We start from the raw sequence: 26,873 nt of genomic DNA, 5'->3' as shown, positions 1-26,873 counted from the left end.
CCGTCCCCGGCGAGGCGGAGGCCTGCGTCACTGTCGGCGCGACGTTTGGCGGGGTGGTGGTCGTGGGCGAGCCCCCGCTCACCGCCTCGAGCAATGGAAGGAACGAATTCAAGTCCAGACGGAGGGCGTTCATCGTCGCCGCATCATAGGCGTTCGCCTGGGCGCGAAGGGCGGTCTGGGTGTTTCCATTGTCGGTGACGTAGGCACCGTATTGCTGGAGGGCGCGGAACACCTCTTGGCCGAGCGGCGAAAGGCCGGAGGGCATCGGCGTTCCGGGCGGAATGGCCAGAAGCTGGCCTTCCTGCACGCTGCCGTTGGGGTTGCTGCCGTCGCCGGCAACGGCGGGGGCGACGTAGCCTGGCTTCAAGAGCGAGGACTCGATGGCTAGCTGCAGGGCATGATTGATCGTGCCCGTGTCCGTCTGCGCCTTGACCAGGAGCCCGCCGAGCTCGCTCGCGCCGGCGCCAACGATGCCTGCGCCCTGCGAGGAGGTGCCCCAACCGGTACCCGTGGCCACGTTCGCCTCGCCATACGCCTCGGCGGTCGCGGTCGTGTCGCTCGTGCGGTTGAATCGCCAGAAATTGTAGGCGATGTCGCCGTCGATGACGATGATCGGGGCGTCGGGATTCGGCGAGCCGTCGCCGGCCCCGCCGGTCGCCCCGGCCGGAACATGGACACTGACGGTTCCGCCGGGCCATCCCCAACTAGCGGGAACAGACACCTGCACGACCGGGTCCGACGACGAGGCGACGTAGACTGGCGGCGAGCCTTGGGCCCAGGTCGCGTCGTAGTTCCATCCGGTCGAGGTGGGCCAGTTGAGCCGCGTATATGTTGCTCCAGTCGGGACCTGCTGATTCCAAGCCGAGTCCGACGAAAACGGAGTGGATGACAAATTGTACGACATGCCTACCCTTTCGTTGTGGCGCATCACGAGCCTGGTAACGTACCGAGGCGCTCTCTTGAGCGGTTTGCCGCTCTCCGTGCGTTTCACCCGTCAGTTTGTTCGAACTTTGGTCCTAATGAGACGGACAGACAGCCGAACAACGGCATTTCGTACGTGAATGAACCGGAGCTGGCGCAACCGCTCGACACGCCTGGAACTGCGCGCAGAATCACTCGTCGCGTCCCTGCAATACCCCCGCAGTGCTATTGACATACCGGTTTGAACCCTTCGATTCACTCCGGATTACGGCAGCAAGCCGCTCAGGCTCCACACCGCTGCCGGCACGGACCACAACGTCGCCGATCACGATTTCCACAACGTGCTCGTCACCGCATCAAACCGCACGAACTTGACCGCTTGGCCTCGCGCCCCAGAAACCGGTGCGACCAGTCCAGAGGCAAGCGCCTTGCGTCGCCACGCAAACAACTGCGCTGGATCGAGCCCGTGAGGCCGCGCGATAACCGACACGTTCTCGCCCCCGCAAAAACGTTTCCTTGACGATCCGTTCCTTCGCCTCCCGCGACCAAGTGCGATAGCTTCGCCCCCCGGATTGACCGCAAGCCGCTCGGGTGTGGCCGTGATAACTTCGAAATTCTTGGTGTCAGAAGTTCGTTCGCTCATATGAGATCCTGGCAAACAAATCACCAGGAGATTCTCTGACAATCGAACATCATCCGATACGTGGAAGCACCTACACGGTTACGCTTGTTCGTCCAATGACCGGAAAGAACAGCGATGCACCGAAAGCGAAACAGTCAGCACTGAATCTCGACGCCCAGCAGGTTCGGCCATCCGACGTCACTTCAGCCATTCACGAAGGAGAGAGGACCGATGCATGTTCGTGAGCACAAAACCAAGCAGCACGACCATCACAAAGACCGAAGACTTCACGAAGAGGCGCAGAAGGACGGATGTGTCCAGCCCGGAGCAGAAGATGTGGACGACGAACACACCGACTGCGACCACAAGGATGACCTTCCAAGTCTGATCGAGCCGTATCATTTGAGCTATGCTGGTTCCTAGTGCTTTGGCGACCTTGTTCAAGGCCCAGCACTCCCAAAGAACAAGGCTTGTGATGCTTCCTGCTACCGCGCCGGCAAGTCCGAAAAACTGGAGAGCAAGAATGCTCAAAGCAATCGATAGCAGAAGAGATATTGCGCCGACTATTGCAGCCTGCCGGCCGAATCCAAATGCAAGAAGCAGATGCCCCGCCGCGAAGACGGTTGCCATATCTCCCAAAAGATAAATCCGCATGAGCGGCACCGCGCCCAGATAGGCGCGCGTATATATGAGTTCCACGAGTTCCTCCGCGGTCGAGATCAGCAACCCGAGAACTGGGGGGAGCATAAGTCCCACCAGGAGGTATGCTTTCTGTATCAGCGCGCGGGCGTCATCAAGCTTGCCCTCGCCCACCAAGGAATTGATAGAGGGCTGAAGAGCGTCATTCAGAGGCCGGCGGGTCAACATTCCGACGACCGTAACCATCGAGGCAATCGAGATGAGTGCAAAGGCCGTGTTCGAAAAGTTCGCCGCCACGACCCACTGGTCGGCCTGCCCGCGCAAAGCGAAAAGCCCTTGGGCGACAGCAAAGGGCAACGAATAATTCAATTGCATGCGCGCCAGCTGCCCGTCGAATCCGAGTCCCGTTTCCTGCGCGGCAAACAGGGCATAGGCGACCGCTGTCCCGACCTTCACCATAGCCACGCCGCACATGGCCATCAGGACCCAGCCCACGTCGCCGGACGCGACGGCTGCACCTGACAATGCCGCCGCCCTGAGTATCGCAAGGCCGACCGTTGCGCAGGCCTGCCACTCCGCTCTTCCATCCGCATTCGGCAACACGTCGAGAATCGACGCCAATATCCAGGTGCCGGCGAAAATCTGCACGAGCGGCGAGTGGCGCTGCAAGCCGGCGATCGAACCGGGCAAGACGGGCATCAGCACCAGAAGCAAGAGGACCGAGAGCCCCCCGAGCGCGAACAGGCTTGCGAACGTATTCCCCACCAGCTTCGGTCGGGTTCCGGGAGCAGCGCGCGGCAGGAAATAAAGCAGGGACTGCGGCAAGAAAAGGGGAAACAGGATCACCCCTGTCGTGGCGACCAACCATATCAGCCGGTAGTCCCCAAACTCCTGCTTGGTCAGATGGCGGACCAGGATGACCGGCAGCGCCATTTGCACAGCATACTCGAGCAGCCCTGCAGCGGCCAGAGAACTTGCCTTGCGGCGAATCCTTGACGTCATGCCGCGCGAGCCCCCCTCCGTGTGGCCTTGTCCGGCAGGCTTTCGTGCTTCCTGCGCATCGAGCATAAGGAAACGAGGCCAAGGACGCGCTGACGCGCATGCATGCCATCCCTTTTGCATACATCGCCGTCGATCAGGAGTCTAATCGCCACACCGGTTCGCTCGACGCGCGTCATTTCTTCCTTCGGTGAACCGCTTCCTCGATTGCTGCGAGGTAGGGCTTCAGCACCACGTGATCGCCATGCATCCGGTCCATATAGCTCCTGCATCGCTCGGACGCCTTTCGCCATGCTGTTTCATCGGCAATCAAATGGCCAGCAACGCAAGCCATCTCATCGATGGACTGGGGCGAGGCACCCAGGCCTTCGCGCTCGATAAGTCCATCAGGATCAAAAAATGATACTACCGGAACGCCGCGACGCCAGGACTGAAGAAAGGAATTTGGAAAACCCTCCGTGTCCGAGGTATTGACGAAAATTTTGGCGCGGTCGTACAGGTCACCCACGTCGTGATAAGGCACGCGACCGCAAAACGTCAGGTTCGGCAAGCTCTTCGCGGCAGACTCGATCTTGCTGTACAGATCGGAAAAACCCGGTTGTGGACCGCCAACCATGTGTATATGCCGGGAAGGCATACGACGCGCCAACTCGATGACGAGCTCGGGTCGCTTGAGGTCATACAGGTTGCTGACCCAAAGAATTTCCAGATCGCGCTGATCATGATCCAGCTGCCGATCCGGGGGATCCACCAGCATGTCAGCGACCACGCTCGTCAATCCGTAATTTTCCAAGAGCGCGCGTTGCTGGCCGGCGTGCTGGCAAAGGACACTATCAGCCCTCCTCAATCCGTATTCGTAAAGTTTTTTGTCCCGCGTGTACTGTATAAGCAACTTCTCCGGATCGGCGTCTACGTCGGATGCCAATCGGTGGACGAGACCACGTCCATGCCGACGGCAGAACATCGCAACCAAGCCGACAAGCATCCCGGCACAACTCGTATAGTAGACGTCGGCATCGGCCCGCATCAACGCCGCCCACGTTGCGGTCCAACGGGGATAAACAAAACGAAGTACCGGAAGACCCGCATCCGCACGATACGCCTTGTAGGTCGTGACGCAGTGCCAGGAGGCCGCGTCGGATTGACCGTAATCCCCGACGACCATGGAAACCTGGTATCCACGAGTGGCGAGTGCCTTCGCGAGCAGCGTCTGTTGGACCTGCTCCCCGCCAATACCATGGTGATTGTATTCGGGGGCAAGGACCGGGAGGTTTCCAAGACCGACGAAGCACACCTTCATGGCTGCGTTCTTTTGGTCGAACAGGTTGATTGGGCTTGGCCGAGGGCGAGCCCGTAACACAACCAAAGGGCCACCTGCGGGTAGGTCGGTACAAATCGGTCATCCGTCAATCCCTGGACGGCGAGGCACATCAGGCAAACGACGCCCCCTTCGAAAACCCCGCGCCATAGAGGATCTGCATGGTTCTTCGCGAGGCGCCTGAACATGGCCCATGCCGACCAGAAGAAGGCTGCGACGACTGGGACACCCACCATCCCCAGATCAAGAAGAACGCCGAGATAGGCGCTGTGGGGGTGTCCCACCGGCAGCATGGCTCCGCGGAGATTGGGAGTCGCCCACAAGGTCGAACCGAGGCCATGCCCGAGGATGGGCGCTTCCCAGAACGTTGGCAATAGTGGGAGCCAGATTGTGTCGAGGCGACCGGCCGTGATTGCATGAGTATCCTCTGTGCGGAACCCCGTCGTCGCCCGTTCGAGGAATGCGTCGGGCAATATCAAGGCGACTCCGAGGACGATCAACAGCGCAAGAACAAGCTGGCCCGCGCGGCGCCGGCTGAACAGATAATAGCCAACGATGACGGCAAGGCCGAAAAAAGCGCCTCGAGAAAAGGTCAGCGCCGCCGTCGTGGCGGCGGCGACGGCGCATGCAAAAAGCGTCAGGCGCGGCAGCGGTTGGGCGGTGGCGGCCGCCGTGCAAAGCAGGATCGCAAACCCCAAGTTCGCCATGAGGCCGACCTCATTGGCGTGCATTCCAGTCCAACCAAGAAAATCGCGCGGTTTCATGACATCGCCGTTTGGCGACGCGAGACTGTGCAGGCTGATGCCGTTGACGACGAGGTAACCCACGATGAGCACGAAGAAGACAGCGTAGGCAACTGCGAGCGCCCAGATCAGAGGCCGCCCATTTCCATTTCGCGAGACCACAGCCGCCAGCCAAGCCACGATAACGATAATCATCGGCTTAGCGAAACTGTCCAGCAGGTATGTCCTCACTGTTAACGGCTCTTGGCCGTGTAGCGTGATTGCGCGCTCTGCCGAACCGGAGCCGCGGTAAGCGGCAAGTGCAATCAGTGCGACATAAACCAGTAGTGCCAGCGGCAGACGGGGGAACCGAACGGCCTCTCGGCTTAAGAGCGAAGCCGAGCATAACGACGAGAACGTGAGCACGAGCAGGCAATTTTCCAAATTGAGTCCCGTGACCCCGAATACCTGACGGGGAACCAATTGGGTTGCCGCGAAGGGCAACAGTAACACCAACAGCCAGACCCCGTTCTGATAGTTGGCGAGAACCACCGCCGCGGCAATCGGCAGCGAACAAAGTACAAGGGGAATCGCTCCCCCGACCATTGCCGTCAATCCGCTCGCGATCGCAGCAAATATCCCGATGAGAATTAAGAATAACGTATCGGCTCGCAACGGCGCGAGGGAGCTGGAATTCGAGCGGGAGCCGTTCATCTATCGATACCGTGTTTGTCGAATGACCTTTTGCGTGCCGTCATCGTCCGCGACGTGATAGTGCACGAGATTCGCCGTCTCATTCTTCACGATCATATGCAGAGCCGTTTGACGTCTGATACTGCGCGAACTCTGCGAATTGGAGGTAATCCTTTTGAGTTCTCCGATCACGTATCGGGTCAGGCGTCGGAGTCCGCTACAAAGCGATCTGCTCCCGGCTACATGCGACAACGAAACAGGTCGCGGTGCCCGTAATTGTCGCGAAGTTCGGACAGATATCGCCGAACCGCCACCCCAAGTTGGTATGAGACCGATTCAGAATCCGGGAACGCATCCGGCGGTTCGTGATAAACGCAGCGTATATCCGCCGTCCTACCGGGCGGGATATCGACAATCAATCGAATACATCCATCCATGTATTCGTACGCGACGACGTCTTGGTTGACTGTAACATCTTTCAAAGAGACAACCTGTGGTTCTTGCTTCACGACCCGGATCCGTCGCGTCACCGCCTCCATGTTTTCGATGCGGAGTTGTTCAGCAACCATCTTTACTATGCTTGTTCCGCCGTCGCGTCGAATGCTGTAGCTGCGGCAAACGGCGTCCCCGAGAGTCCGCCAACAGAGTTTCCACCGCAACGATGCAAGCTGTCGGAGGAACTCCGTCAATTCGCTGCCGTGGTCCCGGAAAAGGTCGTGATGCCCGGCAATGAAGCACGGCTTGCCCAGGATTCCATCAAATGCGAAGTTTTCAATGCCGTGGTCGATGTACCGCCGGGTATAAATCGAGAATTCCCCATAGCGGGCGATGGCGACACTCCACAGGTCTGCAAGTGTCGTTTCGTTCGACGTGTCATCGGCCGGTGCGACTTCCGTGTTCACCGCCGCGACGAAGCCATTTCGCTTGAGAGCCGAAACTGCCTCGGGCGAGAATGCCCCTTGCGGAAAAACCATCACGTTATCGTGGTCAAGCGCAGTCTTGTTGAGAAGGGATTGCATCCGACACTTGGCGGTCTTCAGCTTTCTGTCGAGTAGGTCGACTGAACGCGCTGCAAATTCACCACGGGTGTGATCGCAGCCGTGCACGCAGACGGACAGTTTTCCGCTATTTTGCTGAAAAGCGGCAACGGTGTCGCGATTTGTTCGTTGCCAGTTCCATGGAATGAAGGCGATGGTCGTCGCGAACGTCTGCTTATTGGCCAACTGCAGTAGTTCGCCAAAATCGAGAAAGCCGTACCGTGGCCTCAGGGGTGGATCGTCGATGATCAGGCACGCGTTTGTTTCAGAGGTGGTCCAGCAGACGCCGCGGAACGACCACTTCAGATACATCACGACTGGCACCGCACCGGCGAAACGCTTCTTCACATCAAAATAGATCGCAGCCCGTTCGCGAATGTCCACCATCGCCAGTGACGCATCAGCAAAAAAACGCACACCCGAATAAGCAAATCCGGCGAACAGATGTCCCTCGGGCGCCGCGACAATGCTCTGCAATTCGCCGCCGTGCCGGATGACAAGTGCCGCATCCGCGGCGCCGGGCTCCAGTTGGATCTGCAGGGCCGACATTGGGCCGCACATGTCTGGAAAAGTATCAGTGACGGACACGGTTATTGGCCGCGCGTCGATGCCGCGGATGTCCGCCTCCGGGTCTCCCGTGATCTGGCGTAGCAGAGCCCTGCAGGGATCCACAGCTTGAAATCCATAGATGAACACAGAAGCGGCTGCCGTCAACCAAGCCGGAAACGTTCCGGTCTTGCAGGACTGCAGGGTTTCGGCGAGACAGGGCGCGGAAGTTAGGATCGAGAACTGCGGATGACTTGCCGTCAGCGAGGCTACATTGCCCCCTTTCGCTTCGCTGACTGTCAGCGCAGTCCATGGAATTCCGAAAAAATCAAGGATCTCCGCCAAATTGCAATCGTCGGGCGATGGAGTGCCGCTGCGGAGCAGCAGCGCGATCGAAGGTGCCGTATCCATGGCGTCGGTGTTCCCTCCGGCGTGACCTCCAGCAAAGAGTGAGGCTCATGTCATGGTTTGACATAACTTCAAGCGTTGCGCGATTGAGAGGGTAACTGCCAGCCCAATGCTATAGAACGACGACGTGGATTTTGTCGGCGCTGTCGGATGTTTTGTCTACGCATTTGGGGATGCCTCTTTTGGTCTACCTCTTTGGATTCTTGTCCGCGTGTTCTAATGCGTTGCGCTTGGGCTCATAAATTGCAGCACCGCTATCGCTAACCGTCGTCAGTGCTATCCATGCTAGCGTAGTAGGCTCTCGATGAGCAGCGGCCGCTTGCGCGCGCGCCGCGCATGACCGTCTACAAGCGCGAGCGGACTCCATCATGTGCGGCATCTGCGGGCAGTTTAACTTCGGCAGCGGTGCGCCCGTCAGCGCTTCCACCATCGAAGCGATGATGGGCACGATCATCCACCGCGGCCCCGACGACGCCGGCCAGCAATTGGATGGGAATCTCGGCCTGGGTTTCTGCCGACTGGCGATCATCGATCTGTCACGCGCTGGCCACCAACCGATGTCCGACCAAGCCCAGACGGTGTGGGTGGTCTTCAACGGAGAGATCTACAACTTTCAGCGGCTCCGGCAGGAGTTGCAGGGGCACGGCCACGTGTTTCGTTCCAACTGCGACACCGAGGTGATCGTGCACGGCTACAAGCAGTGGGGTGACGCCGTGCTGAACCGCTTCAACGGCATGTTCGGCCTCGCCATCTGGGACGTGAAAAAGCGCCGGCTGCTGCTGGCGCGCGATCCGATGGGCATCAAGCCGGTCTATTACGCAATCCGCAACGGATCGCTCGCTTTTGGTTCGGAGATCCGGCCGGTCCGCGTTGCTCTCGGCGAGCCACCAGGCGTTGATCCTGAAGCCGTCGCTCTTTTTCTGCGCTATCGCTACACGCCGGCCCCGCGCACGATGTTCAAGGGCATCCAGAAGCTCGCCGCGGGTGAAAAACTCGTCGTCGAAAACGGCCAGGTGCACGTCTCGCGCTACTACCAGTTCGCCCCAGTGCCATTTGCCCCGCAGCCCCGCCGGGAGGAGGCGGCGGAAAAATTGATCGAGCTCTATAAGGCGGCGATGAAGCGGCATCTCATCAGCGACGTTCCGCTCGGACTGCTGCTCAGCGGCGGCCTGGATTCGGGCCTGCTGCTCGCGCTGATGAGCTTCTATGGCCGCGACTGGCACACGTTCACCGTCGGGTATGGATCGTCGTTCGCCGATGATGAGCTCGAGGATGCCGCCAAAACAGCCCGGACCTACGGGGCCAAGCACAACACGGTTCACCTCACCCGGGAAACGTTTGAAGACGTCCTGCCCCGCATCGTGGACGTCCTCGAGGAACCCGTCGCCTCGTCCTCGATCGTGCCGATGTACTTCGTCTGCCAGCGCGCCCGTCAAAACGTGAAGGTGGCGCTCATCGGCCAGGGACCGGATGAGCTGTTCGGCGGATACGCCCGACACCTCGGCGTGCGCTATGGCGCCGCCTGGCGCGCGCTGCCCGGCTGGTTGCGGACACCCAGTGCCGCACTCGTGCGCGCCCTCCCGCGGAACGATACGGTCAAGCGTGGCCTTTACTCGCTGCACGAGCCCGACCGGCTTCGTCGTTTCCAGCAGGTATTCTCCCTGGTTTCGGACAACGCGATGCAGGGGCTTTTCCGCCCCGGGCTGATCGCTGACGGCGAAGCCACCGTTACGGCCCGCTGCTGGGAGGAATACCGGCCGGCCTTCGAAAACCTGGACGACCTGAACGCCTTTCAGTTACTCGAGCTGCGCTCGTCGCTGCCGGACGAGTTGCTCATGTATGGCGACAAGCTGTCCATGGCGCACGCCCTCGAGCTTCGCGTACCCTATCTCGATCGCGAAGTGGTCGAGCACGTCCAGCAATTGGGCGCGTCCTTCAAGGTGCGGCAAGGCGTTCGCAAGTGGCTTCACCGCGAAGTGAGCAAGCGGATGTTGTCGTCGGAAATCATCGATCGCAAGAAGCGCGCATTTGCGGCGAATGTGGTCGATGGGTGGTTCCGCCAATCCCTCGACGGACGGATCCGGCAATACCTCGCCGATCCGCAGTCACAGGTCTACCGCTTCCTGGCGCCGGCTGCGGTGCAATCCATGCTAGGCGACCACGCGACAGGCCGGGCCGACCACCACAAGATATTATTTAGTGTCGTCGTGCTGGAGCAATGGCTCCGCATCGCCCGCGAATGCGACGTAAACATCGTGCGTATTAACAGGCAGGACGCCTTAAATGGCTCGGCAAGCGGGGGGTGGCAGCGCGTAGCGCCCCAGCGAGCACCCTAGGAAACCCATGCGCACGTCCAATTACCGGAACTTCATCATTCGCTTTTGCTTGTTCGCGTCGGCCATCGTCGCCGCTTTCACGGGCTATTCGGACGTCGACTTTGTGACCGGCAGGGGTGTTGTCAAGAGCGAGCCATACATCTGGACAAACGTGAAGTGGGGCGGCGGTGGCTACGTCACCGGGATCGTCGCACATCCATCCGCCCCCAACTTGCTCTACATCCGCACCGATGTCGGTGGATGCTACCGGTGGGATTCTGCCAACCAGCGGTGGATTCCGTTGCTCGACTGGCTCCCATTCTCGCACGAGAATCTATTCGGCGGAGAGAGCATCGCTATCGATCCATCGAATCCCAACAACGTCTACTTCGCTGCCGGGATGTTCAATTGGTGGCGCGGCGGACCGTGGGATGTGCTTAAGTCTACGGATCAAGGCAAGACATGGGAGCGCACTAATCTGAACGTCGTAATGAACGGCAACGATTTCCCCGGCGCGCTCAACGGGGAGCGCCTGATTGTAGATCCGAACGACGGCAACGTCCTCTACTTTGGTTCACGCAACGATGGTTTGTGGAAGAGCACCAACGCCGCAGCAAGTTGGCAGCGGGTCGAGAGTTTTCCCAAAGGCACGGCGGGAGTCGGGATCACCTTCGTGGCCATCGATCGCACGACAGGCGGGGCGGGGTCGCCTTCTTCAACAATCTATGCCGCTGTACGTGGCCACGGAGTCTACCGAAGCATGGACGCAGGGCGCTCGTGGGCCGTCATGGCCGACAGCCCAGTTGACCCTCACCGTGAAGCCATCGCCTCTGATGGAACCCTCTACGTGACCCACGACGACGGCGTCGCGAAATTTTCCGGGGGCGCCTGGACCAACATTTCGCCGCCTCAGCGCAGGCGCAACTTTTCGGCCATCAGCGTTGACCCTACAAATCCAAACGTCGTGGTGACGATGGAGGCCCGCTACGGCTGGTACCGCTCCACGAATGGCGGCACCAGTTGGACCTTTTGGAACGTGAGCGCCACGTCTTCGGTTCCGTGGCTGCCCAACAGCGAGTTTGCCGATCGGCCGTCGGCGATGGTAATCGACCCCGCCGATCCGAAGCGGGTCTGGTTCACGGACACCGGTGGGGTGTGGCGCACAGACGACATAACCGCGCGGCTCCAGATCTGGACGAGCTACGTGAGCGGGTTGGAGGAAATGGTCGTATTCGACGTGAAGTCCCCGCCCTCGGGCGCTCCCCTTCTCTCAGGTGTGGCCGACCACATAGGGTTTCGAAACGCCTCTCTAAACGCCCCTCCGCCTAACGAATTCGGATATACGCCTTTCGGCAACTCCACCGGAATCGATTTCGAGGAGGCGGATCCAAACTTCGTCGTGCGCGTGGGTCATCCCGGACTCACCTCTCCCGCTGGTGGGTACTCAATTGACAACGCGCAGACGTTCACCGCCTTTCCATCCAACCCCAACGGAACCGTCGACGGTAGGGTGTCGGTTTCGGCCACCTCGCGGCGGATCGTGTGGCTGCCGAAAGGAAGCGCTCCCTACTACTCGACCGACCTGGGCGCCTCGTGGACGAAGTCAATTGGAGCGCCATCGGGCGCCATCGAAGGGGCGAACTACTGGAGCAAGAACAAGCCGCTGGCGGCGGACCGCGTAGATGGAAGCAAGTTCTACCTCTACGACTACAACAGCGGGCATTTCTACCGCTCAATCGATGGCGCGGCGACATTCGAGAGCGTCTCAACGATTCCATCCTTGGGCTGGAAACAGCAGGTCGTGGAGGCCGCACCAGGAATGAACGGGGAGGTTTGGATGAGCAACGGTGCCTCGGGCCTTTATCGGTCGTCGAACGCAGGCAAGACCTTCGCCAAGGTTGCCAACGTCCATTACGCTTTCATGTTCAGTTTCGGAGCGCCGCCCAACGGGTCGAAAGTCCCGACGGTCTTTCTCTACGGCACGGTAGAAGACACGAAGGGGATATTTCGGTCCGACGACATGGGCACCAGTTGGATTCTCGTCAACGACACCCAGCACCAGATGAGCGATCTCGTGAACGGAGCGGGGTCCATGGCGGGCGACCGGCAGGTCTGGGGCCGCGTGTACATCGGGACCGACGGACGGGGCGTCTTCTACGGCGTACCGTGAGGCAGTCCCAAGTCCGCTCGCGAGCTAAGACGTGTCACGTCAGGTAACTGCTGACCTGTGAAGTACCGAAGTACCAGCATTATTAGTCGTTCGTGAAAAAGCACCCAGGCCGTTGAGCGGGAGTCAGTTCTTGGCGCTGGGGAACAAACTCGTAAGGATCTTCGCCACATTGGAAACCCTTTTTCCGACACCAGAGACCTTCGCAGCTACGGTCAACCAATGATGGTTCACATCAACGCTCAAACGATGCAATAGATATTGGTTGGTCTGGGGTGTGTTAATGCCATTTACTGTCGTCACTGCCCACGTATAGCCAGCCTTTTGTACACTAAGTACCGCTTGCCTCCCTATGTCAGCAAGCATTCCAACTGGATAGGCAAAACTGCGTATTGGGGACTCCAAGTGCTGCCCCAACTGTATACGGGACTCGCTCACCTCATAGTCTATCTCGTTTGGATCCGTTAGGTAGGCCAGAACAGGGTGATGCATTGTGTGACCACCAAATGAAATCCATTCGGACCTCTTCATGATCTCGACCTCTTTCCAAGAGATGGACAAACTGCTCCTTTCTTCTAATTCCAACGCATAAGGCACCACAAGGAGTTGGCGCACTTCTCTCAAATACATTTCGCGCTCGTCAACCGATGAGGCAAAACGTAAGCGAGTATCTATCGATTGCACCAATGAAGTTCGTTCTTCTGGTATGTTCAGGTGATAGGTTTGGCCCTCAATAACAACTTCTTGGACTTGGGCATGCTTAATGAGGTAATTCGGTTCATGCCACCAGAAGCGCTCACCTGTTTCAATGTAGCCGGGAATAAGGAAGAGGGTTAGAGGAATTTGGAGTTCACAAGCTAGCGCAAAAGCATGCGTATAGTTGTCATAGCACCCATCATCTAGCGTTATAACAAGCAGTGTGCGCCGATCCTCTACTGGACGTTTTGACGGCGTAAACAGTTCTTCGAGAGCATCCTCAAGATGGAGGAGCCGATAGTGACGTCGAAGGTAGAGCAGATGTTCTCGCAGTTTACCGCCGGTAACTGCATGGTAATTCACAATGATGAGTCGCCGTCCTTGTCGCCGCATCCACCAGCGTCCTAGCCGCACCAATCCACTGTAAAACAAAATGCCAGCAGCTACAGCCAACATTTTATAATACACAGACACAGGCCGCTAATCCCCTGACTTGTCCCGCAATAAATAGCGAATACCATTCACTGTGGCTGTCCAGGTTGGACGAAGATCTCTCCAATCCAAATAGTCATACGACATGGGTACAAACCCATACCCCCGACGCCCACAAATCCAATTCGCACCAAGTCAATAGCTGGCGCTTTGAATCCAATCATGGGCTCGGCGTTGTTACCGGCACGGACATCGGTCCCGAGAGAGGCAGCCATCATCGCTGCACTCAAACGACCGAGCTTGTTTCCAGAACGATCTTTCATGGCTCCACCTCCAGGTTCTCCACAACGGTCGGCCATGCGATACTCAGGGCGGCGGCATTGTCAGGTGCGGCCGTCGCATCCGGCGACGTGGGCTGGGTTCTGGTGGCCATGTGCGGCGTGGCTATGGTGAAGGTCGGGATAGCGGTCGCCTATGCCCTGTTTGCAACGGGCTGTCTTTCGCGGTCTGAACTTCCGCGTCCTCGGTTTGGTTCGGAGTGTCGAGGAGGGACAATTTTGGAACGCAGTACATTCGAACGAGACATGCTCCCCTCCCTAGGTCGCGCTCTTCGAATTTACTACTATAACCGCCCTTTCTCGCCAGCCCCGTGGAGCGCACTATTGAGGGATAACCCTAAAGTTAGCATCTCGGATGTCGATGGCCGCTGATCTGCGCCCTGACAGATTGGAACCGATCGACCGCGCGCAGTCGAGAACGCCCGTCCCACAAGTTCCCCATTTGGCAAGAATCAAGGGACAACGATCGTCATCCGCGCGCCACGCGCCAACCTCTCCCCTCCCGCAGCTTCACGAAAGAACCCGACCGTACACCGATTGTATTCGCCTTGCGACCTTTGCGAGCGAAAGTTCATCGAGCGCGGCATAACCGTCGGAAAGACGCTTTCCACGGACCAGTACCTTCGCTACAGCTTCCGCGATAAGGGTCGGCTCGTCAGGTACGATGTAACATCCTTCGAGCTCCTTAATTCGCTCGGCCACGTCGCCAACATCGACGGAAACAATCGGTAGATTGCAGGCAAGAGCTTCTTTGACAATGTTCGGAGACCCCTCATGAGCGGACGTAAGGAGCAAACAATCGACGGCGTTCAGGAACCGTGCCACTTCTCGTTGAGGTCTCTTGTCAAGTGTGACCAATTGGGCGGATGGATTTGATTTTCGCACCAACTCAAAAGCGGCTTCGGCGAGCGGGTATCTCTTATAACCCCCCATTGAGGGCCTGCCTGCAAATAGAACGTGCTGCTCGTCTTCCTTTAGACCCACTTCGCGCTTAGCGACCGTTCTGGGATAGAAGATATCAAGATCAACCCCATTGGAAATAATGGACGTTGTCTTGACGCGAAGATATTTTGCAAGATCCGCACTCTTCGCAATATTGTGAGCCGTCGCGTACGACAATAAACGGGAGAATAGTCCGTGCAACACTCGATTAGAGAATCGATATTCTCCCCACTCGTTGCAATCTCCATATACGTCGTTGCCCATAAAAGACACAACGAGTGGCAGGATAGTAGCGAATCTGGCAGTCCAGCCTGAGTACATATAATGCGCATGAACGATATCGTACTCCCTCGAACGCACAGCCTTCCGTACTTCAGCAATGCCCTTGATATATCTGCCAATGCCAGTGCCACTGAGCAGGCAAACATCAACATCAATCCCAAGCTTCGCCAGCGACTCCACTTGAGTGCAGATGAAAACGCCGTCAGACGGATTCTGTTCAGTAGGGTATGCGCCCGTAACATGCAGAACCATCATCGCAGCTTGCTCCTTGCGGCCTCCGGGAATGGCGACCGCCTGATAATTCGCTATAAACCTCGATGAACCTTTCCACCATTGCAGTTATGCTGCGATCTCGAGAAATCGGGCCGTTAAACCCGATGAATCATTTCCTGCCAGAAGCGCCGGCGCATCACCGATCGGAATACGGACGTCAAATAGCGCTCGCCCTCTTTCTGACTGCGGATAGAATGGCGAACATCAGCTCTTGCTTGCGCATGGTGCTGGCATTTTCGACCCCAATCTCTTCCGCGAACGCAACGAGTTTGGTCTTCAGTCTTGTTTTTACACCTCTTGCTGACTTCAGTAGTGCCGGACCTGGATCGTCCCAACGCCAGTAGGCGTTGTGAATCCGATGATGTGGTGGATAGAAACAGCTGGTGCCGAGGATCCGGGCCGAGATAAAATCCGTAAATTCGTCGCGCCAGACATGGGTTGGGTCAAGATTGAGTGGTGGACACGGCTGGCCGGCGGCATCGCAATAAGCGACATGACAGAGATTGATGCCGCAGAGTGCGGAGATCTCCACCTGCCCATCGGTCCGCCCAACTGTTGGCTCGACAAACCGGAAGCCGCCATCACGCTGGTCGCGCTTGTATTCCATGCTGGCGAAGCCGTTCGTAAACCCGATTGATCGGAAGAAGCGTATCGTCAGATCCTCCAACTCCTCGGCGATTTCCGGCGCCGCCCAGCAACTAGCGGTCAGGCCGATCTGCGGCGGCCAAGAACGGCCTTTGCGGCCCGTAAAGGCAACCGAGGCATGCGGGCCGATGTAGCAAAGGCAAAAGTAGATGGAGTCATTCGACCCCTCGATCCACTCCTGAACAATCACCTCCCCCACCTTGTCCAGCACTCGCTCGCAGAGCGACCGCGCGTCGGCTTCGCACTCGATGCGATAGGCCTTCTCAAAGGAGCCGTCATACGCTTGGGAACGGGCGTTCGGCTTGATGCGAACCCAGCTGATTTGAGCAGCATGCCTTTCGGCATGTTGTTTTTCCAACTCGCCATCGGACTGCCGACGATACAGCAATCAACGCCGAGTTTGCGCAAGTGTGCTGCAACCGACAATCCAAAGGGGCCCGCACCGACAACGGCCACATCGCATGATCTAGTCAAAGCCAGACCTCTCGTTGGTTCTCGCCTGCCGAACGGCCCACCCCGCCAGCCGAACGTTCAAGAGCTCGCATCTACACACGGAATACAGAGCACAGCTCCTTCTTGGTCAGCTGCGGCCTCAGATTCGTAGCAATGGTCCTTAGCACTGACTTGGCACGCCTAAAGTTGGCCTCGAGGCGGCGCTCTGGACCGTCTCTACCTATCGCGATCCACTTCATAGCATGCTCCGCATTAGCTAGATGGGACTTATGCCCGGCGGAGCCCGCCAGAAAATCGTAGCCGCACTCCCCGCGTACGATGCTGTCCTCAATAGACAGCACATGGCTGATTAGCCCGGGCTTGAGCCGGCCATCGCGCTCATAGAGAAAGCCGCTTTGGTAGTTAAGAACACGGTCGTCATGCACGAAGTTGTAGAGGACCCCGATCGTCTGGTCCCCCACCAACGTCCGTGAGATGCGGACGGCCCCCATGGGGACCCCGCGCGCAATCAGTTCCTCGTGAAACGGACGGAAGCCCGGATTGGCAAGCGGTCCCCTGCGTCCCCATCGCGCCTCATGAAACGCCTCCAGCAAATCGAACGCGGCAAGGGCCTCCGAGGTGGTTTCCATAATCCGCAGCTCAACAGGGCCGCGTTCCGCATATAACCGCATGGCACGGTTCACGGCCTGGCGCGTATTGCGGCCCAATGTGGCGCGGTAATTTCCGCCTCTCTGGCGGACTTTGGCGAAATCAATCCACCATACCGTATCTGCCCGCTTCACCTCCGTAATGAGCCCAACTCGGCTTGCGGTGCGACTCGCGGCCATCTCAAGGTCTAGGTCAATTCCGGAGAGCACCAGCTGGTCCGAGTGCCGCAAGCGGTGCGTCAAGGCCTCGAGACATGCGTCTATAGTGGCATCGGCTAGAGATCGATCTGCAAGAATATCATTGTACTCGATGTACAATCTGTCGAAACGAGTATCTCCGGCTTCGTTCAACAGCCAACGCGCCCCCGCATGCAGCCCGAGACTCCACGCCCGCCGTCGGCAAATAATCGCCAAGCCAACGATCTTGCCTGACGCCCGAGCGACGAGAACGTGTGGTTGCGCGGCCTTCGGGAGATGATGTAGCCAAGTGCCGATCCAGAGCCAAGACAAATAGAATGAGTGAGTCGCCCGCGCTTCGAGCTCCTTCCACGAAGTCTCAAGTCTCTCAACGTTCCGCAAAGTCTCCACGCTGACGTCGATGAGCATCATGACCCCCAGAGGCGCTCGCGATATGAAGTTTCTCTTAGATGCATGTAAAGATTTGCCTTTGATGCATTTAAAGACGAAATTCTTGACTACCCACCCACGCAGGGGGTGTCCTCCGTGTCATGTCGGTGACATAGGATTCTCACGATCCTGCGTTCCCTAAGCGCCCGCTAGGAATTGCCATCGCATTACTGGCCTGCGCCGGCCTCCGTTGCATTTGCTCGGCCCATTGTCTTCGCCACGCCTCGAAGGAAAGTAGGGTCCATAGCTGGGGTCCATAATTCTTCTCCCCCGAGATATGCTTCCGCCAAATCTCTTGCGCCGGTTTTACGTCGAGGATCCCACCGCCGTATCTGGCAGGCGCAAACAGGTCCTCGGCCCAATCGCGTAACGGTACTCTAAGCCATTCGCCTATAGGGACACTGAATCCCATTTTCGGCCGTTCGACCAAATGGCGAGGAACGAAACGGTCGAGGACCCGTCGCAGCAGCCACTTCGTCTCTCCATTCCGCACCAAAAACCGTGGAGGAAGGCGCCACGCAAATTCGACTATCCTATGGTCCAGGAGTGGCGGACGCGCCTCCAAGGCTACTGCCATTGACGCCCGATCGACCTTCTGCAGTATATCGTCCGGAAGGTAGGTAACTGTATCGAGAAAACGAGCGCGGTCCAAAACGCCAAGTCCTGGTGGCGCCCCTCCCGGCCCAGGGGGATCTTCCCGATCAGCAATGTGAAGCCCCACATCCGGAACCAGGCTGACAAGCCGAGTGTAAACCCCATCCGGATCCAACGACATCACGCAAGATAGATTTCGCACCTTATCTCCAAGTCGTTGCGGAACCATACCGCCAAGGAGGTGCGATAAATGATTTAAGATGGCGGGTGGCAAAGCGCCCAAGATGGCACCGGCGGCCACCCGAAACCGAATAGGCATCGGGCCAGCGTATCGCGAGAACCGCGTCAAAATCTTGTACCTGTCGTATCCGGCGAACAGTTCGTCGCCGCCGTCGCCGGACAATGCTACGGTGACGTGACTTCGCGTCAGCTTCGACACAAGAAAAGTAGGTATTTGCGAAGAATCTGCCAATGGCTCGTCATACATTTCAGGGACCAGAGGTACCGTCGCAAGCGCATCAGCAGCGGTAACGACCAGTTCCGAATGGACACTCCCTATGTGACGAGCAACGCGGGCGGCATAGGCCGACTCGTCAAACCCTAGGTCGGGAAATCCAATCGAAAACGTACGGACCGGCCCTTTCCCAGCTGCCATCATTAACGCCGCAATTGAAGAGGAATCGATGCCTCCTGACAAAAAAGCGCCCAGCGGCACATCGGAAATCATTTGCCTGCTGACTGCATCGGCGAGCAACGACGAAAACGTTTCTATTGCCTCTCGGTCACCAACTTCCAGCGGCGCTTCGAAGCCTTGTGCGACGGCATCTTCCAAGCGCCAATACCGCGACCGGGAAATACGCCCATTGACGCCAATCGATACGATCTCACCCGGCATCACCTTCTCGATGCCGCCTAATATCGCACCCGGTCCCGGAACATAACCAAATTTGAGATAACTGCTTACTGCTGCAGCATCTATCTCCCTTGGCACAAATCCCAGTCTCAGCAAGGCCTTTATCTCGGATCCAAACGCGATCTTTCCTCCATGGAAGGTAAAGAACAGGGGTTTAATTCCAAGTCGATCGCGTACGAGATGCAGCACCCGCTCTCGACGATCCCAAAGTGCCATCGCGTACATGCCGTTGAGCGACTTTATTGCCGCCGTTATTCCTTTACTTGCAACGGACTCGACCAGAACCTCTGTGTCCGAATGACCTCGCCACTTCACCCAGGCAACGCTCGGCTCCCGACGAATTTCTTCCGTATTATATATTTCGCCATTGTAACTCACGACCCACCGCCCATCTGCGGACATCATGGGCTGCGCTCCGGCCTCGCTTAGGTCAATTATGGCAAGTCGGCGGTGTGACATCGCGACGCCAATCGCTGCATCAATCCACACCCCCTCACCGTCTGGTCCGCGATGCGCAATTGCATTCGCCATGTCGCGCGCCGAACGTTGCAAGGCCTCCGGCTGCGCAGCGAGACTAGGGTCAATCAAACCTGCAATCCCGCACATAGCGACCAATACCCCTTTCAGCAGCCTCCAAATATGATCGTTCGATCAACCTGAGGCCCATCTCGCAATCAAACTGCCCTGTTCCCGCTTGCCAATCGCCGAAACAGCTCAACGTGCTTCTGCACCATTTGCTCAATCCCGAACTTCTGCTCCAAGAGCGCCCGTCCTGCACGACCGAACGCGCTTCCGATGTCAGGACGGTCGACAACTTCCCTTATCCGCAACGCCAGCGCATTTTCATCTCCGAATGGTATTAGGAATCCATTCTCTCCGTCCTTGACAATTTCGCGATTACCCCCCGCGTTTGTCGCTATGACCGGCTTCTCCAGCGCCATGTACTCCATAATTGCATTGGCTATTCCCTCCCCGTGGTATCTTGAGTCCGCTAGCAATACTCCGACGGAAAACGTTTTTACGATTTCTTCGACCCGTTTTCTGACTCCCAGAATGCGTATATTCGCCTGACTGTCGCTCTTCAAACGCACCCTGAAGCTTTCCAGATCCGGTCCTTCGCCGACAGCAACGAATGTAATATCCTTCCGCTCGCTGCACAGCAATTTTGCCGCTTTGAAAAACGTACTATAGTCTCTCTCTCGATGGAATCTTCCGACCATACCGACTACGTGTTTGGTTCCTATATCCAACGAACGCTTGACGTCGTCGACGTCCGGAAGATTGTTTATTCGATCAAAATTAAAACCGTTATGTATGCAAAGACCTTTTTTGCCATCTACTCGGAACGATCTAAGTCCCGCTAATGAATTTGCCAATATTACATTTGAAAATGGAGCTGTAAGAAGTAAACGTCGGTACCCGCGATCCTTCAAATTCAAAGAGAGCGGTGCGTTTTGTATCATCCCGTTGATCAAAGCCGATCTAAATATCAACGCAATTGGCGACGCATACACGGAACACATCGACTCCCACGTGTATATTATGTTCGGTCGGTATTGCCTCGCCAGGCTATATAGATTTTGGAGAATACGGAAATCCCATTGCCGGCTTCTTTTGAAGATGTGTATTTTTATTCCCAGTGATCTCACCTCGTCATAGTGTATGACATCTGAAAGAACGACCAGTTCGTTGATGAACCCATCTAATTTGTTGAACCCGCGCAGCAATTCAACCAGTTGCCGCTCCTTCCCTCCGGAGGCCAACGTATCGGTTATATGCAGTATCCTGATCGCGGCGCTTGACGAATTCAGCATTCTATCACCCGATCGTTATGACCGCAGCCCCAGCGTTTAACTGACTAGGACTCGGATCCATGTTGGTGACGTAGAGGATCCTCACGATTAGTGTTCACTCCACGCTTGGCAGGAACTTCCATCGAGTCACTGGTCTGCGCCGGTAGTCGCTTTGAGCCGTCGCCGGATCCCCGCCGGGACACCCATCACGAGCGCGCCGTCGGGCACGTCCTTCGTCACCACCGCGCCAGCGCCAACGACGGCGCCAACGCCGATTCTGACGCCTGGCAATAGGTTGGCTCCCACTCCGATCGCCGCGCCGCGCGCGATGTTGGGCCCAAGCATGGTCGAACCGTCGTAGCCGTCGCGGCCGATCGCATTGTCGTTCGAAGTGCCGACACAGCCCGAGATGAACACGTCGTCTTCGATCGTCATATTGCCCGCCAGCCAGGTGTGATCCTGCACCCGAACGCGATCGCCGATTCGCGTGTTGTAATTGACCGTGACGTAACGTCCGATGATGGTCTTCGAGCCGATCCGCGATTGTTCGCGGATCGAGGCGCCGTCACCGATCAGGGTCCCCGCGCCGAGCGAGACGTCGTAAAAAATCACCGCGTGCGGTCCGATAGAACAATCGGGGCCGATATCGACCCACGCCTCGAAACGCGGCGCGCGCGACAACGCGCCGGCCCCCTTGGGTGCCTTGCCGATATAGGCTCCTGGGAAGATTTCGACATTGTCCCCGACTCTTGCGCCGCTCTCGATCACGACATGCGGGTGAATGGCCACCCCGTTGCCAATCGTAACATCAGGCCGCACCACGGCGAACTCGGCGATCGCGACGGCCGCACCGATCGCCTCGGTCTCGACCACCGCCCATGCGCTGATTCGATTCATCGCCAATCCTTTCGATTCATCGCCAAGCGTTCGCCATCGGCGCGTAGCGCGGCGCGCGAATCCGTTGAGTTTCGCCCCAATTTGCTGTGACCGTCCCGCTCGGCCGCAGCGCGCGCAATCGCGGCGATACGGCGCACCTGGTCGCGTGCGAGCTCGGGGAACATAGGCAGGGACAATGATCGAGCGGCCATCGCTTCGCAGCACGGCAAGTCGCCCCGCCTGTAGCCGAGATGGGCGAGAGCAGGCTGCAGGTGAAGCGGCAACGGATAGTGGATCCCGGTCGTCACGCCAGCCTCGTTGAGCTCATTCCGCATTGCGTCCCGCTCGTTCGTGGCGATCACATATAAATGGTAAACGTGCGTCGACCCCTTTCGAACGAAAGGCGTCTTGATCCCTGACTGCGCCAACTCCGCGGCGTACCACTCCGCAGCGCGCCGCCGATTGGCGTTCCATTGATCCAGGCGCCGGAGCTTGATCTGCAGGACCGCCGCCTGGAGAGCGTCGAGCCGGCTGTTGAACCCGATCTCGGCGTGGTGGTCGTGGGTGGTTCGACCGTGGTCGCGCAGTCGCTCGATCCGCTCGGCGATCGCGGCACTGTTGGTGGTAACTGCTCCGCCGTCGCCATAGGCCCCGAGGTTCTTCGCGGGATAAAACGAGAAACATGCGACATCGCCGAGCGCCCCGGTTCGGACCCCCTGATATTCCGCCCCGTGCGCCTGGGCCGCGTCCTCTACTACATAGAGGGCGCGCCGCCGTGCGATCTCCTTGATTGGATCCATGTCCGCCGGCTGGCCGAAGAGGTGGACTGGGACGATCGCTCTTGTATGACCCGTTAGGGCGCGCTCGATCATCCCGGGATCGATCGTGTAGGTGTCCGGATCGATATCGACGAACACGGGCCGCGCTCCCGTCGCAACGATGGCGGCCGCGGTGGCTATGAAGGTATTGGCGGTTGTAATTACCTCGTCGCCATGACGAATACCCAAGGCCCGCAGCGCCAGGTGAAGCGCGTCCGTGCCGCTCGCCACACCGCGCGCATAGCGCACCTGGCAATACGCGGCGAAATCTCTTTCGAACGAGGCAACCGCCTCGCCGCCGATGAACTGCGCGGAGTCGAGAATGCCCCGAATTGCTTCGGCCACCTCGTCCTTCAGCGTCTCATATTGCGCTTTGAGATCGACGAACGGAATGCGCATTTCTCGAACCTCACGAGAATCCGTCTCTGTTACTCGAGAACCTCATCGGGCACCGCGCCCCCGCAGCACCGCGGGAAACGTCAGGGCAATCACTTTCAGGTCGGTCCATAAGGTCCAGTTCATTGCATACTCGACATCCATCTCGAGCGTCACCTCAGGGCGAACGCGACCCCGACCGCGCACCTGGCCAATTCCGGTTATTCCGGGCTTCACAATGTGACGTTTATGGTGCCAGTCCCGGAAGTATTCGAGTTCATAAGGAATCGCCGGCCGCGGACCGACGATGCTCATTTCGCCCCGCAATACGTTGAAGAGTTGCGGCAGCTCGTCGAGGCTAGTTCTCCGCAGCCACCGCCCCACGCGCGTCACGCGAGGATCGTCTGTCAGCTTGTATGGGGCATCGGGGTCGTCCGAGAGGGGTTCATTCGCCCAAACCCGCCGGACCGCCTCGCGATGGACATTTTCGTCGGCCTTGTGGCGGAGCGTCCGGAATTTGAAGCAGTTGAACGGCTTCTCGTCTCGCCCGATCCGACGTTGGCGAAAGACCGCGGGTCCGGGACTGTCGAGATGGATTGCTGTCCACACCACCATGAGGACGGGGGCCGCCACCACGATCGCAAGAGCGCTGATCGTAACGTCGAGCGCCCGTTTGCCGAATTCCCGCGGGATCGCCTTCCGTCGAGTGGCTTCATGCGGCAGCAATTTCGGGACCTCCCACCGACACGTTCCGCCGCCTAAACGTCGGTTGATGCTTACCGTTGCTACGGTGTTTGTTGCGCCGTAGACACGCCGATGCCGCCTCGAGCGCTTCGACAACGCGCAGCCCATGCATTCCGTCCGCGCGCGGCCGTTTCCCGGTCATGATCGCATTGACGAAGTCGAGCACCTCGAGTTTCAGCGGTTCGCTGTTGGATATCGCGGGGATATTAACGTCGCCATGATGATAGGCCGACTGAAAGTCGGCGTAGGAGTCGCCGTCGATCTGCGGCCTGAAGTGCTTCTGGTAAACGCGCACTTTCTCCGACGGCTGCACGTCGTCGAACACCAGCATCGCATCGCTTCCGACGATCGTGATCTGGCGCACCTTGACCGGGTCCAACCAGGAAACATGCACATGAGCGGTCGCGCCGCTCTTGAAGCCCATCTTGGCGTAAACAACGTCCTCAACGTCGGGCAGAACGTGCGCGCAACCCCAAGCGCCGATGGTTTGCGCCACCTCCTCCAGCAAGAAGAAGATGATCGAGAGGTCGTGCGGCGCCAAGTCCCAAAGGACATTGGCGTCCTGCCGGTAGAGACCGAGATTCAGGCGCCGCGAATCAATGTAGTAAAGCTCGCCGAGAGAGCCACCCTGGATCATCTGGCGCATGAAACCCACCGCCGGGTGATACTCGAACGTGTGCCCGACCATCAGCACACGCTTGCGCTCTTCGGCGATCGCATTCAACTCGCGGCATTGCGCGCTCGTCATGGCCAATGGCTTCTCGACGAGAGCGTGCTTTCCGGCCTGGAGCACCGCCCGCGCCAATTCAAAGTGCGTCTCCACGGGGGTGGCGACAATGACCCCGTCTATGGAAGGGTTATTCAGTACCGTGCCGATATCACGCGAAACAGCGACAGAAGGATATTGCGAACGGACATATTCCAATCTGTCACGCCGCAGATCAGCGGCCATCGACATCCTTGCGTCGCGTATATCGCAGGCGACACGGATGTGTTTCGCACCCCAGTAGCCGCAACCGATGACGGCGAGCAACGGGCCGCCTTTCGCGGTCTGACCTTCCGCGTCCTCGGTTTGGTTCGGAGTATCGAGTAAGGGAGGGAAAAGTTTGGAACGCAATACTTTCGAACGAGACATGCTCCCCTCCGTTGGTCACGCTCTTCGAATTTACTACTGCAACCTACTACAACCTACTACAACCGCCCTTTCTCGCTAGCCCAGTGGAGCACACTATTGAGGGATATTCCTAAAGTTAAGAGCGCGAAATCCCCGCGTCGCAACCATTAAGTTCTCGGCGCTAATCGATCAGCCCAATAAACGTTCTTCGAGGGCATTTGGGAATAGTTTGGCGTTCCTGACTTCGTCGATCGCAAGACGGTCCTGCCGCAAATTATGTCGACGAAGCGGGTGGCGCCGCCGATAGCGCTTGTGTGACGCCTTGCGCAGGGAAGTTAAACGATGTGGGATTTCGCTCGGTTTCGGCGCGCGACCGCACGTGTGTCGCGGCTTCCGCGGACCCAAGCGATACGGCATCGTATGTTCCGACGCTAGCCAACGCTTCTGGCAAAAGAGCCGCAGCCGATGCCAAAACGATCCCGCCGACCAGGCCCAGCGCCAGGAAAATGATCAGTTGGGGAAAGGCGGGAGAATCTGGCGGGCTGGCAAATTGCGCAATTCGCAACCCCGATACGCGTGCGTTCGCGAGACTCGTGTTGATCCGCTCTTCGGTGGTTCGCTTCGCATAACTCTCGGCAGCCGTCACCGCCAGCGTCAGGTCCCGGCTCAGCCGATTGTATTCCGCCTCTCTCGACGAAAGAGCGGCAAGTTCCTTGTTTACACGCTGGAGCTCTGTGCCAAGGTGTGCCTCCCGATTCTTTGTGCCGGCAAAATCCGCGTCAACCTTGAAAAGAGCAGCCATTGTGTCCTGATAGACGCGGATGAGAAGGAGCGGTGGAGCCTCGGTGAGAGATCGCGCCGCCGGGCTCGTCCTGGCGCTACTTTCAGCCCTTTCAACGTTGGTTGCTCCCAAGCTGCTCACAAGCCCGGAGACGTACTGCGATTGCGTGACCGGCTTCAGCCTCAGCAACTGCTCGGTCAATGCTTCCTTCTGACCTTGTAGCTCCACGATCGAGCCCTGCGTTGAACTGAGGGATTGGGTGAGTTGGTCGGCACGGTGGAGAAGGAGAGTGCGCTGATCGTTGATGGAATAGATCGAGACTTCAGCCGAAAAGCTCTCGAGCCTGGTGGCCGCCTTCTGAACCTCTTCCTGCAGCTGTTTCCTCTGCACGTCAAAAAACTGAAAGGCACCCGGCACGTTGAGAAGCTCCACCTGCTTGGCGACCAATGCGTCAGCGAGCGCATTGACGAACTCGGCCGCGATCACCGGATCGCGGTGAGGAAATGAAATCTTCAGAAGGTCGGTTTTGCCCTCTGCTTGTGCGGACATGGAGCGCCGCAGCATCGAGATCAGGATGTCGTCCTTGCGGCGGGTCTGATGAGCAGGAAGCAAGCGCTCGAGACCTAACTTAGCTGCCGCTTCGCGTAAATTCGAAATCTGATCAGCGGAAAGCAAGCGCTCGAGGCCTAGCTCAGCTGCCGCTTCGCGCAGGCGGCCGCCGTTCGGTTGCATCCGGTCGAGATCAGGAAAAAGGCGCTGAAGACCTACCTTCTTCGCCGCTTCGCGCACAACGTCGTTTGTCTCGGCAAGTCGGGCGAGCGAATTGATACCGGTAGGGTCGACGATGCTGCGGGAGTCGACGACGCTGCGGGATTCCGAGTCCTTCACACCATTGCCAACCAGAAGCAGGGCCTCGGCGTTGTAACGCCGCCCGACAAGCTGATAGGCGGAAAGAGACGCGGCGAGGACCGTCAGAAAGACGGCAAGCGCCATGACTTTGCGGCGCCGCAATGCGGCAATCAGAACCTTGGCAGCAAGCAGCAGCTCCACCTAAAGCTCCGTTTTCTCAACAGGCTTGGCTCGCACCCGTCTGCCCTGTCTACTCGAGGACGCGGTCTGCCGCGCCTCGAGTAAGTCGTCCAC

19 protein-coding genes and 1 pseudogene are annotated in these 26,873 nt (G+C 58.2%); 2 read left to right on the top strand and 18 right to left on the bottom strand.

Features of this window, described 5'->3' with window-relative positions; genetic code table 11:
* From ACFFWD_RS27855 to ACFFWD_RS27830, 6 genes are all read right to left on the bottom strand, one after another.
* A partial coding sequence (locus ACFFWD_RS27855) for a hypothetical protein (protein ID WP_376970689.1) occupies window positions 1-904 on the bottom strand: 904 nt, incomplete at its 3' end.
* 342 nt (window positions 905-1,246) lie between these two features.
* Entirely contained in the window at window positions 1,247-1,564 is a 318-nt protein-coding gene (locus tag ACFFWD_RS27850; RefSeq protein WP_376970687.1) for a transposase, read from the bottom strand.
* A gap of 177 nt (window positions 1,565-1,741) precedes the next feature.
* Window positions 1,742-3,184, bottom strand: a complete 1,443-nt coding sequence (locus ACFFWD_RS27845) for a lipopolysaccharide biosynthesis protein (RefSeq protein WP_376970685.1) — start codon at window positions 3,182-3,184, stop codon at window positions 1,742-1,744.
* A 172-nt stretch (window positions 3,185-3,356) separates the two neighbouring features.
* Complete coding sequence (locus tag ACFFWD_RS27840; RefSeq protein WP_376970683.1) at window positions 3,357-4,481, bottom strand: glycosyltransferase family 4 protein; 1,125 nt, start codon at window positions 4,479-4,481, stop codon at window positions 3,357-3,359.
* Window positions 4,478-5,935, bottom strand: coding sequence for an O-antigen ligase family protein (locus ACFFWD_RS27835; protein ID WP_376970681.1), 1,458 nt, complete (start codon window positions 5,933-5,935; stop codon window positions 4,478-4,480). The genes ACFFWD_RS27840 and ACFFWD_RS27835 overlap by 4 nt, the downstream gene beginning before the upstream one ends.
* A gap of 218 nt (window positions 5,936-6,153) precedes the next feature.
* Window positions 6,154-7,908, bottom strand: coding sequence for a polysaccharide deacetylase family protein (locus ACFFWD_RS27830; RefSeq protein ID WP_376970679.1), 1,755 nt, complete (start codon window positions 7,906-7,908; stop codon window positions 6,154-6,156).
* Window positions 7,909-8,273: 365 nt separating this feature from the next.
* Between ACFFWD_RS27830 and asnB (ACFFWD_RS27825) the strand changes: the two genes are divergently transcribed.
* Window positions 8,274-10,241, top strand: a complete 1,968-nt coding sequence (asnB, locus tag ACFFWD_RS27825) for an asparagine synthase (glutamine-hydrolyzing) (protein ID WP_376970677.1) — start codon at window positions 8,274-8,276, stop codon at window positions 10,239-10,241.
* 7 nt (window positions 10,242-10,248) lie between these two features.
* Window positions 10,249-12,390, top strand: coding sequence for a beta propeller repeat protein (locus ACFFWD_RS27820; protein ID WP_376970675.1), 2,142 nt, complete (start codon window positions 10,249-10,251; stop codon window positions 12,388-12,390).
* 123 nt (window positions 12,391-12,513) lie between these two features.
* Here the strand turns inward: ACFFWD_RS27820 and ACFFWD_RS27815 are convergent, their stop codons facing one another.
* The 12 genes and pseudogenes from ACFFWD_RS27815 to ACFFWD_RS27760 all read right to left on the bottom strand — a co-directional run bounded on the left by ACFFWD_RS27815 (window position 12,514) and on the right by ACFFWD_RS27760 (window position 26,780).
* A complete protein-coding gene (locus ACFFWD_RS27815) occupies window positions 12,514-13,557 on the bottom strand; it encodes a polysaccharide deacetylase family protein (protein WP_376970673.1) in 1,044 nt (347 codons plus the stop codon).
* 806 nt (window positions 13,558-14,363) lie between these two features.
* Complete coding sequence (locus ACFFWD_RS27810) at window positions 14,364-15,332, bottom strand: glycosyltransferase (RefSeq protein ID WP_376970671.1); 969 nt, start codon at window positions 15,330-15,332, stop codon at window positions 14,364-14,366.
* A 208-nt stretch (window positions 15,333-15,540) separates the two neighbouring features.
* Window positions 15,541-15,660, bottom strand: a pseudogene (locus tag ACFFWD_RS27805) (Rho termination factor N-terminal domain-containing protein); the annotation flags it as partial.
* Between the two features lie 521 nt (window positions 15,661-16,181).
* Window positions 16,182-16,451, bottom strand: a complete 270-nt coding sequence (locus tag ACFFWD_RS27800; RefSeq protein WP_376970669.1) for an FAD-dependent monooxygenase — start codon at window positions 16,449-16,451, stop codon at window positions 16,182-16,184.
* 89 nt (window positions 16,452-16,540) lie between these two features.
* The gene (locus tag ACFFWD_RS27795; RefSeq protein ID WP_376970667.1) at window positions 16,541-17,446 is read right to left on the bottom strand and encodes a GNAT family N-acetyltransferase; all 906 of its coding nucleotides are present in this window, start codon (window positions 17,444-17,446) and stop codon (window positions 16,541-16,543) included.
* Between the two features lie 397 nt (window positions 17,447-17,843).
* Window positions 17,844-19,835, bottom strand: a complete 1,992-nt coding sequence (gene asnB / locus ACFFWD_RS27790; protein WP_376970665.1) for an asparagine synthase (glutamine-hydrolyzing) — start codon at window positions 19,833-19,835, stop codon at window positions 17,844-17,846.
* A gap of 68 nt (window positions 19,836-19,903) precedes the next feature.
* Window positions 19,904-21,043, bottom strand: a complete 1,140-nt coding sequence (locus tag ACFFWD_RS27785; RefSeq protein WP_376970663.1) for a glycosyltransferase — start codon at window positions 21,041-21,043, stop codon at window positions 19,904-19,906.
* A gap of 126 nt (window positions 21,044-21,169) precedes the next feature.
* Window positions 21,170-21,919 carry a hypothetical protein gene (locus tag ACFFWD_RS27780; RefSeq protein WP_376970661.1) on the bottom strand — a complete coding sequence of 250 codons (750 nt, stop codon included), beginning with the start codon at window positions 21,917-21,919 and terminating at the stop codon, window positions 21,170-21,172.
* Window positions 21,916-23,115 (bottom strand): DegT/DnrJ/EryC1/StrS family aminotransferase, encoded by a 1,200-nt coding sequence (locus ACFFWD_RS27775; RefSeq protein ID WP_376970659.1) that lies wholly within the window; start codon window positions 23,113-23,115, stop codon window positions 21,916-21,918. Before ACFFWD_RS27775 ends, ACFFWD_RS27780 begins: the two co-directional genes overlap by 4 nt.
* 42 nt (window positions 23,116-23,157) lie before the next feature.
* Window positions 23,158-23,817: a sugar transferase gene (locus ACFFWD_RS27770; RefSeq protein ID WP_376970657.1), complete on the bottom strand. Its 660-nt coding sequence runs from the start codon at window positions 23,815-23,817 to the stop codon at window positions 23,158-23,160.
* Window positions 23,804-24,970: a Gfo/Idh/MocA family protein gene (locus ACFFWD_RS27765; RefSeq protein WP_376970655.1), complete on the bottom strand. Its 1,167-nt coding sequence runs from the start codon at window positions 24,968-24,970 to the stop codon at window positions 23,804-23,806. The genes ACFFWD_RS27770 and ACFFWD_RS27765 overlap by 14 nt, the downstream gene beginning before the upstream one ends.
* A 253-nt stretch (window positions 24,971-25,223) precedes the next feature.
* Complete coding sequence (locus ACFFWD_RS27760; protein WP_376970653.1) at window positions 25,224-26,780, bottom strand: GumC family protein; 1,557 nt, start codon at window positions 26,778-26,780, stop codon at window positions 25,224-25,226.
* Window positions 26,781-26,873: the final 93 nt, after the last annotated feature.

It is taken from the genome of Bradyrhizobium erythrophlei (assembly GCF_042430365.1).
Classification (GTDB): Bacteria; Pseudomonadota; Alphaproteobacteria; order Rhizobiales; family Xanthobacteraceae; genus Bradyrhizobium; species Bradyrhizobium erythrophlei.
The sequence above is the reverse complement of the archived record's forward strand: the minus strand, read 5'-3'. Positions and strand labels throughout refer to the sequence as shown.

Excerpts from the sequence above, each read along its gene's own strand:
- ACFFWD_RS27780 (WP_376970661.1), bottom strand. The coding sequence starts at position 21,919 with ATGAATCGAATCAGCGCATGGGCGGTGGTCGAGACCGAGGCGATCGGT.
- ACFFWD_RS27835 (WP_376970681.1), bottom strand. The coding sequence starts at position 5,935 with ATGAACGGCTCCCGCTCGAATTCCAGCTCCCTCGCGCCGTTGCGAGCC.
- ACFFWD_RS27785 (WP_376970663.1), bottom strand. The coding sequence starts at position 21,043 with ATGCTGAATTCGTCAAGCGCCGCGATCAGGATACTGCATATAACCGAT.
- asnB (WP_376970677.1), top strand. The coding sequence starts at position 8,274 with ATGTGCGGCATCTGCGGGCAGTTTAACTTCGGCAGCGGTGCGCCCGTC.
- ACFFWD_RS27775 (WP_376970659.1), bottom strand. The coding sequence starts at position 23,115 with ATGCGCATTCCGTTCGTCGATCTCAAAGCGCAATATGAGACGCTGAAG.
- ACFFWD_RS27840 (WP_376970683.1), bottom strand. The coding sequence starts at position 4,481 with ATGAAGGTGTGCTTCGTCGGTCTTGGAAACCTCCCGGTCCTTGCCCCC.
- ACFFWD_RS27845 (WP_376970685.1), bottom strand. The coding sequence starts at position 3,184 with ATGACGTCAAGGATTCGCCGCAAGGCAAGTTCTCTGGCCGCTGCAGGG.
- asnB (WP_376970665.1), bottom strand. The coding sequence starts at position 19,835 with ATGTGCGGGATTGCAGGTTTGATTGACCCTAGTCTCGCTGCGCAGCCG.
- ACFFWD_RS27830 (WP_376970679.1), bottom strand. The coding sequence starts at position 7,908 with ATGGATACGGCACCTTCGATCGCGCTGCTGCTCCGCAGCGGCACTCCA.
- ACFFWD_RS27850 (WP_376970687.1), bottom strand. The coding sequence starts at position 1,564 with ATGAGCGAACGAACTTCTGACACCAAGAATTTCGAAGTTATCACGGCC.
- ACFFWD_RS27765 (WP_376970655.1), bottom strand. The coding sequence starts at position 24,970 with ATGTCTCGTTCGAAAGTATTGCGTTCCAAACTTTTCCCTCCCTTACTC.
- ACFFWD_RS27810 (WP_376970671.1), bottom strand. The coding sequence starts at position 15,332 with ATGATGGTTCTGCATGTTACGGGCGCATACCCTACTGAACAGAATCCG.
- ACFFWD_RS27820 (WP_376970675.1), top strand. The coding sequence starts at position 10,249 with ATGCGCACGTCCAATTACCGGAACTTCATCATTCGCTTTTGCTTGTTC.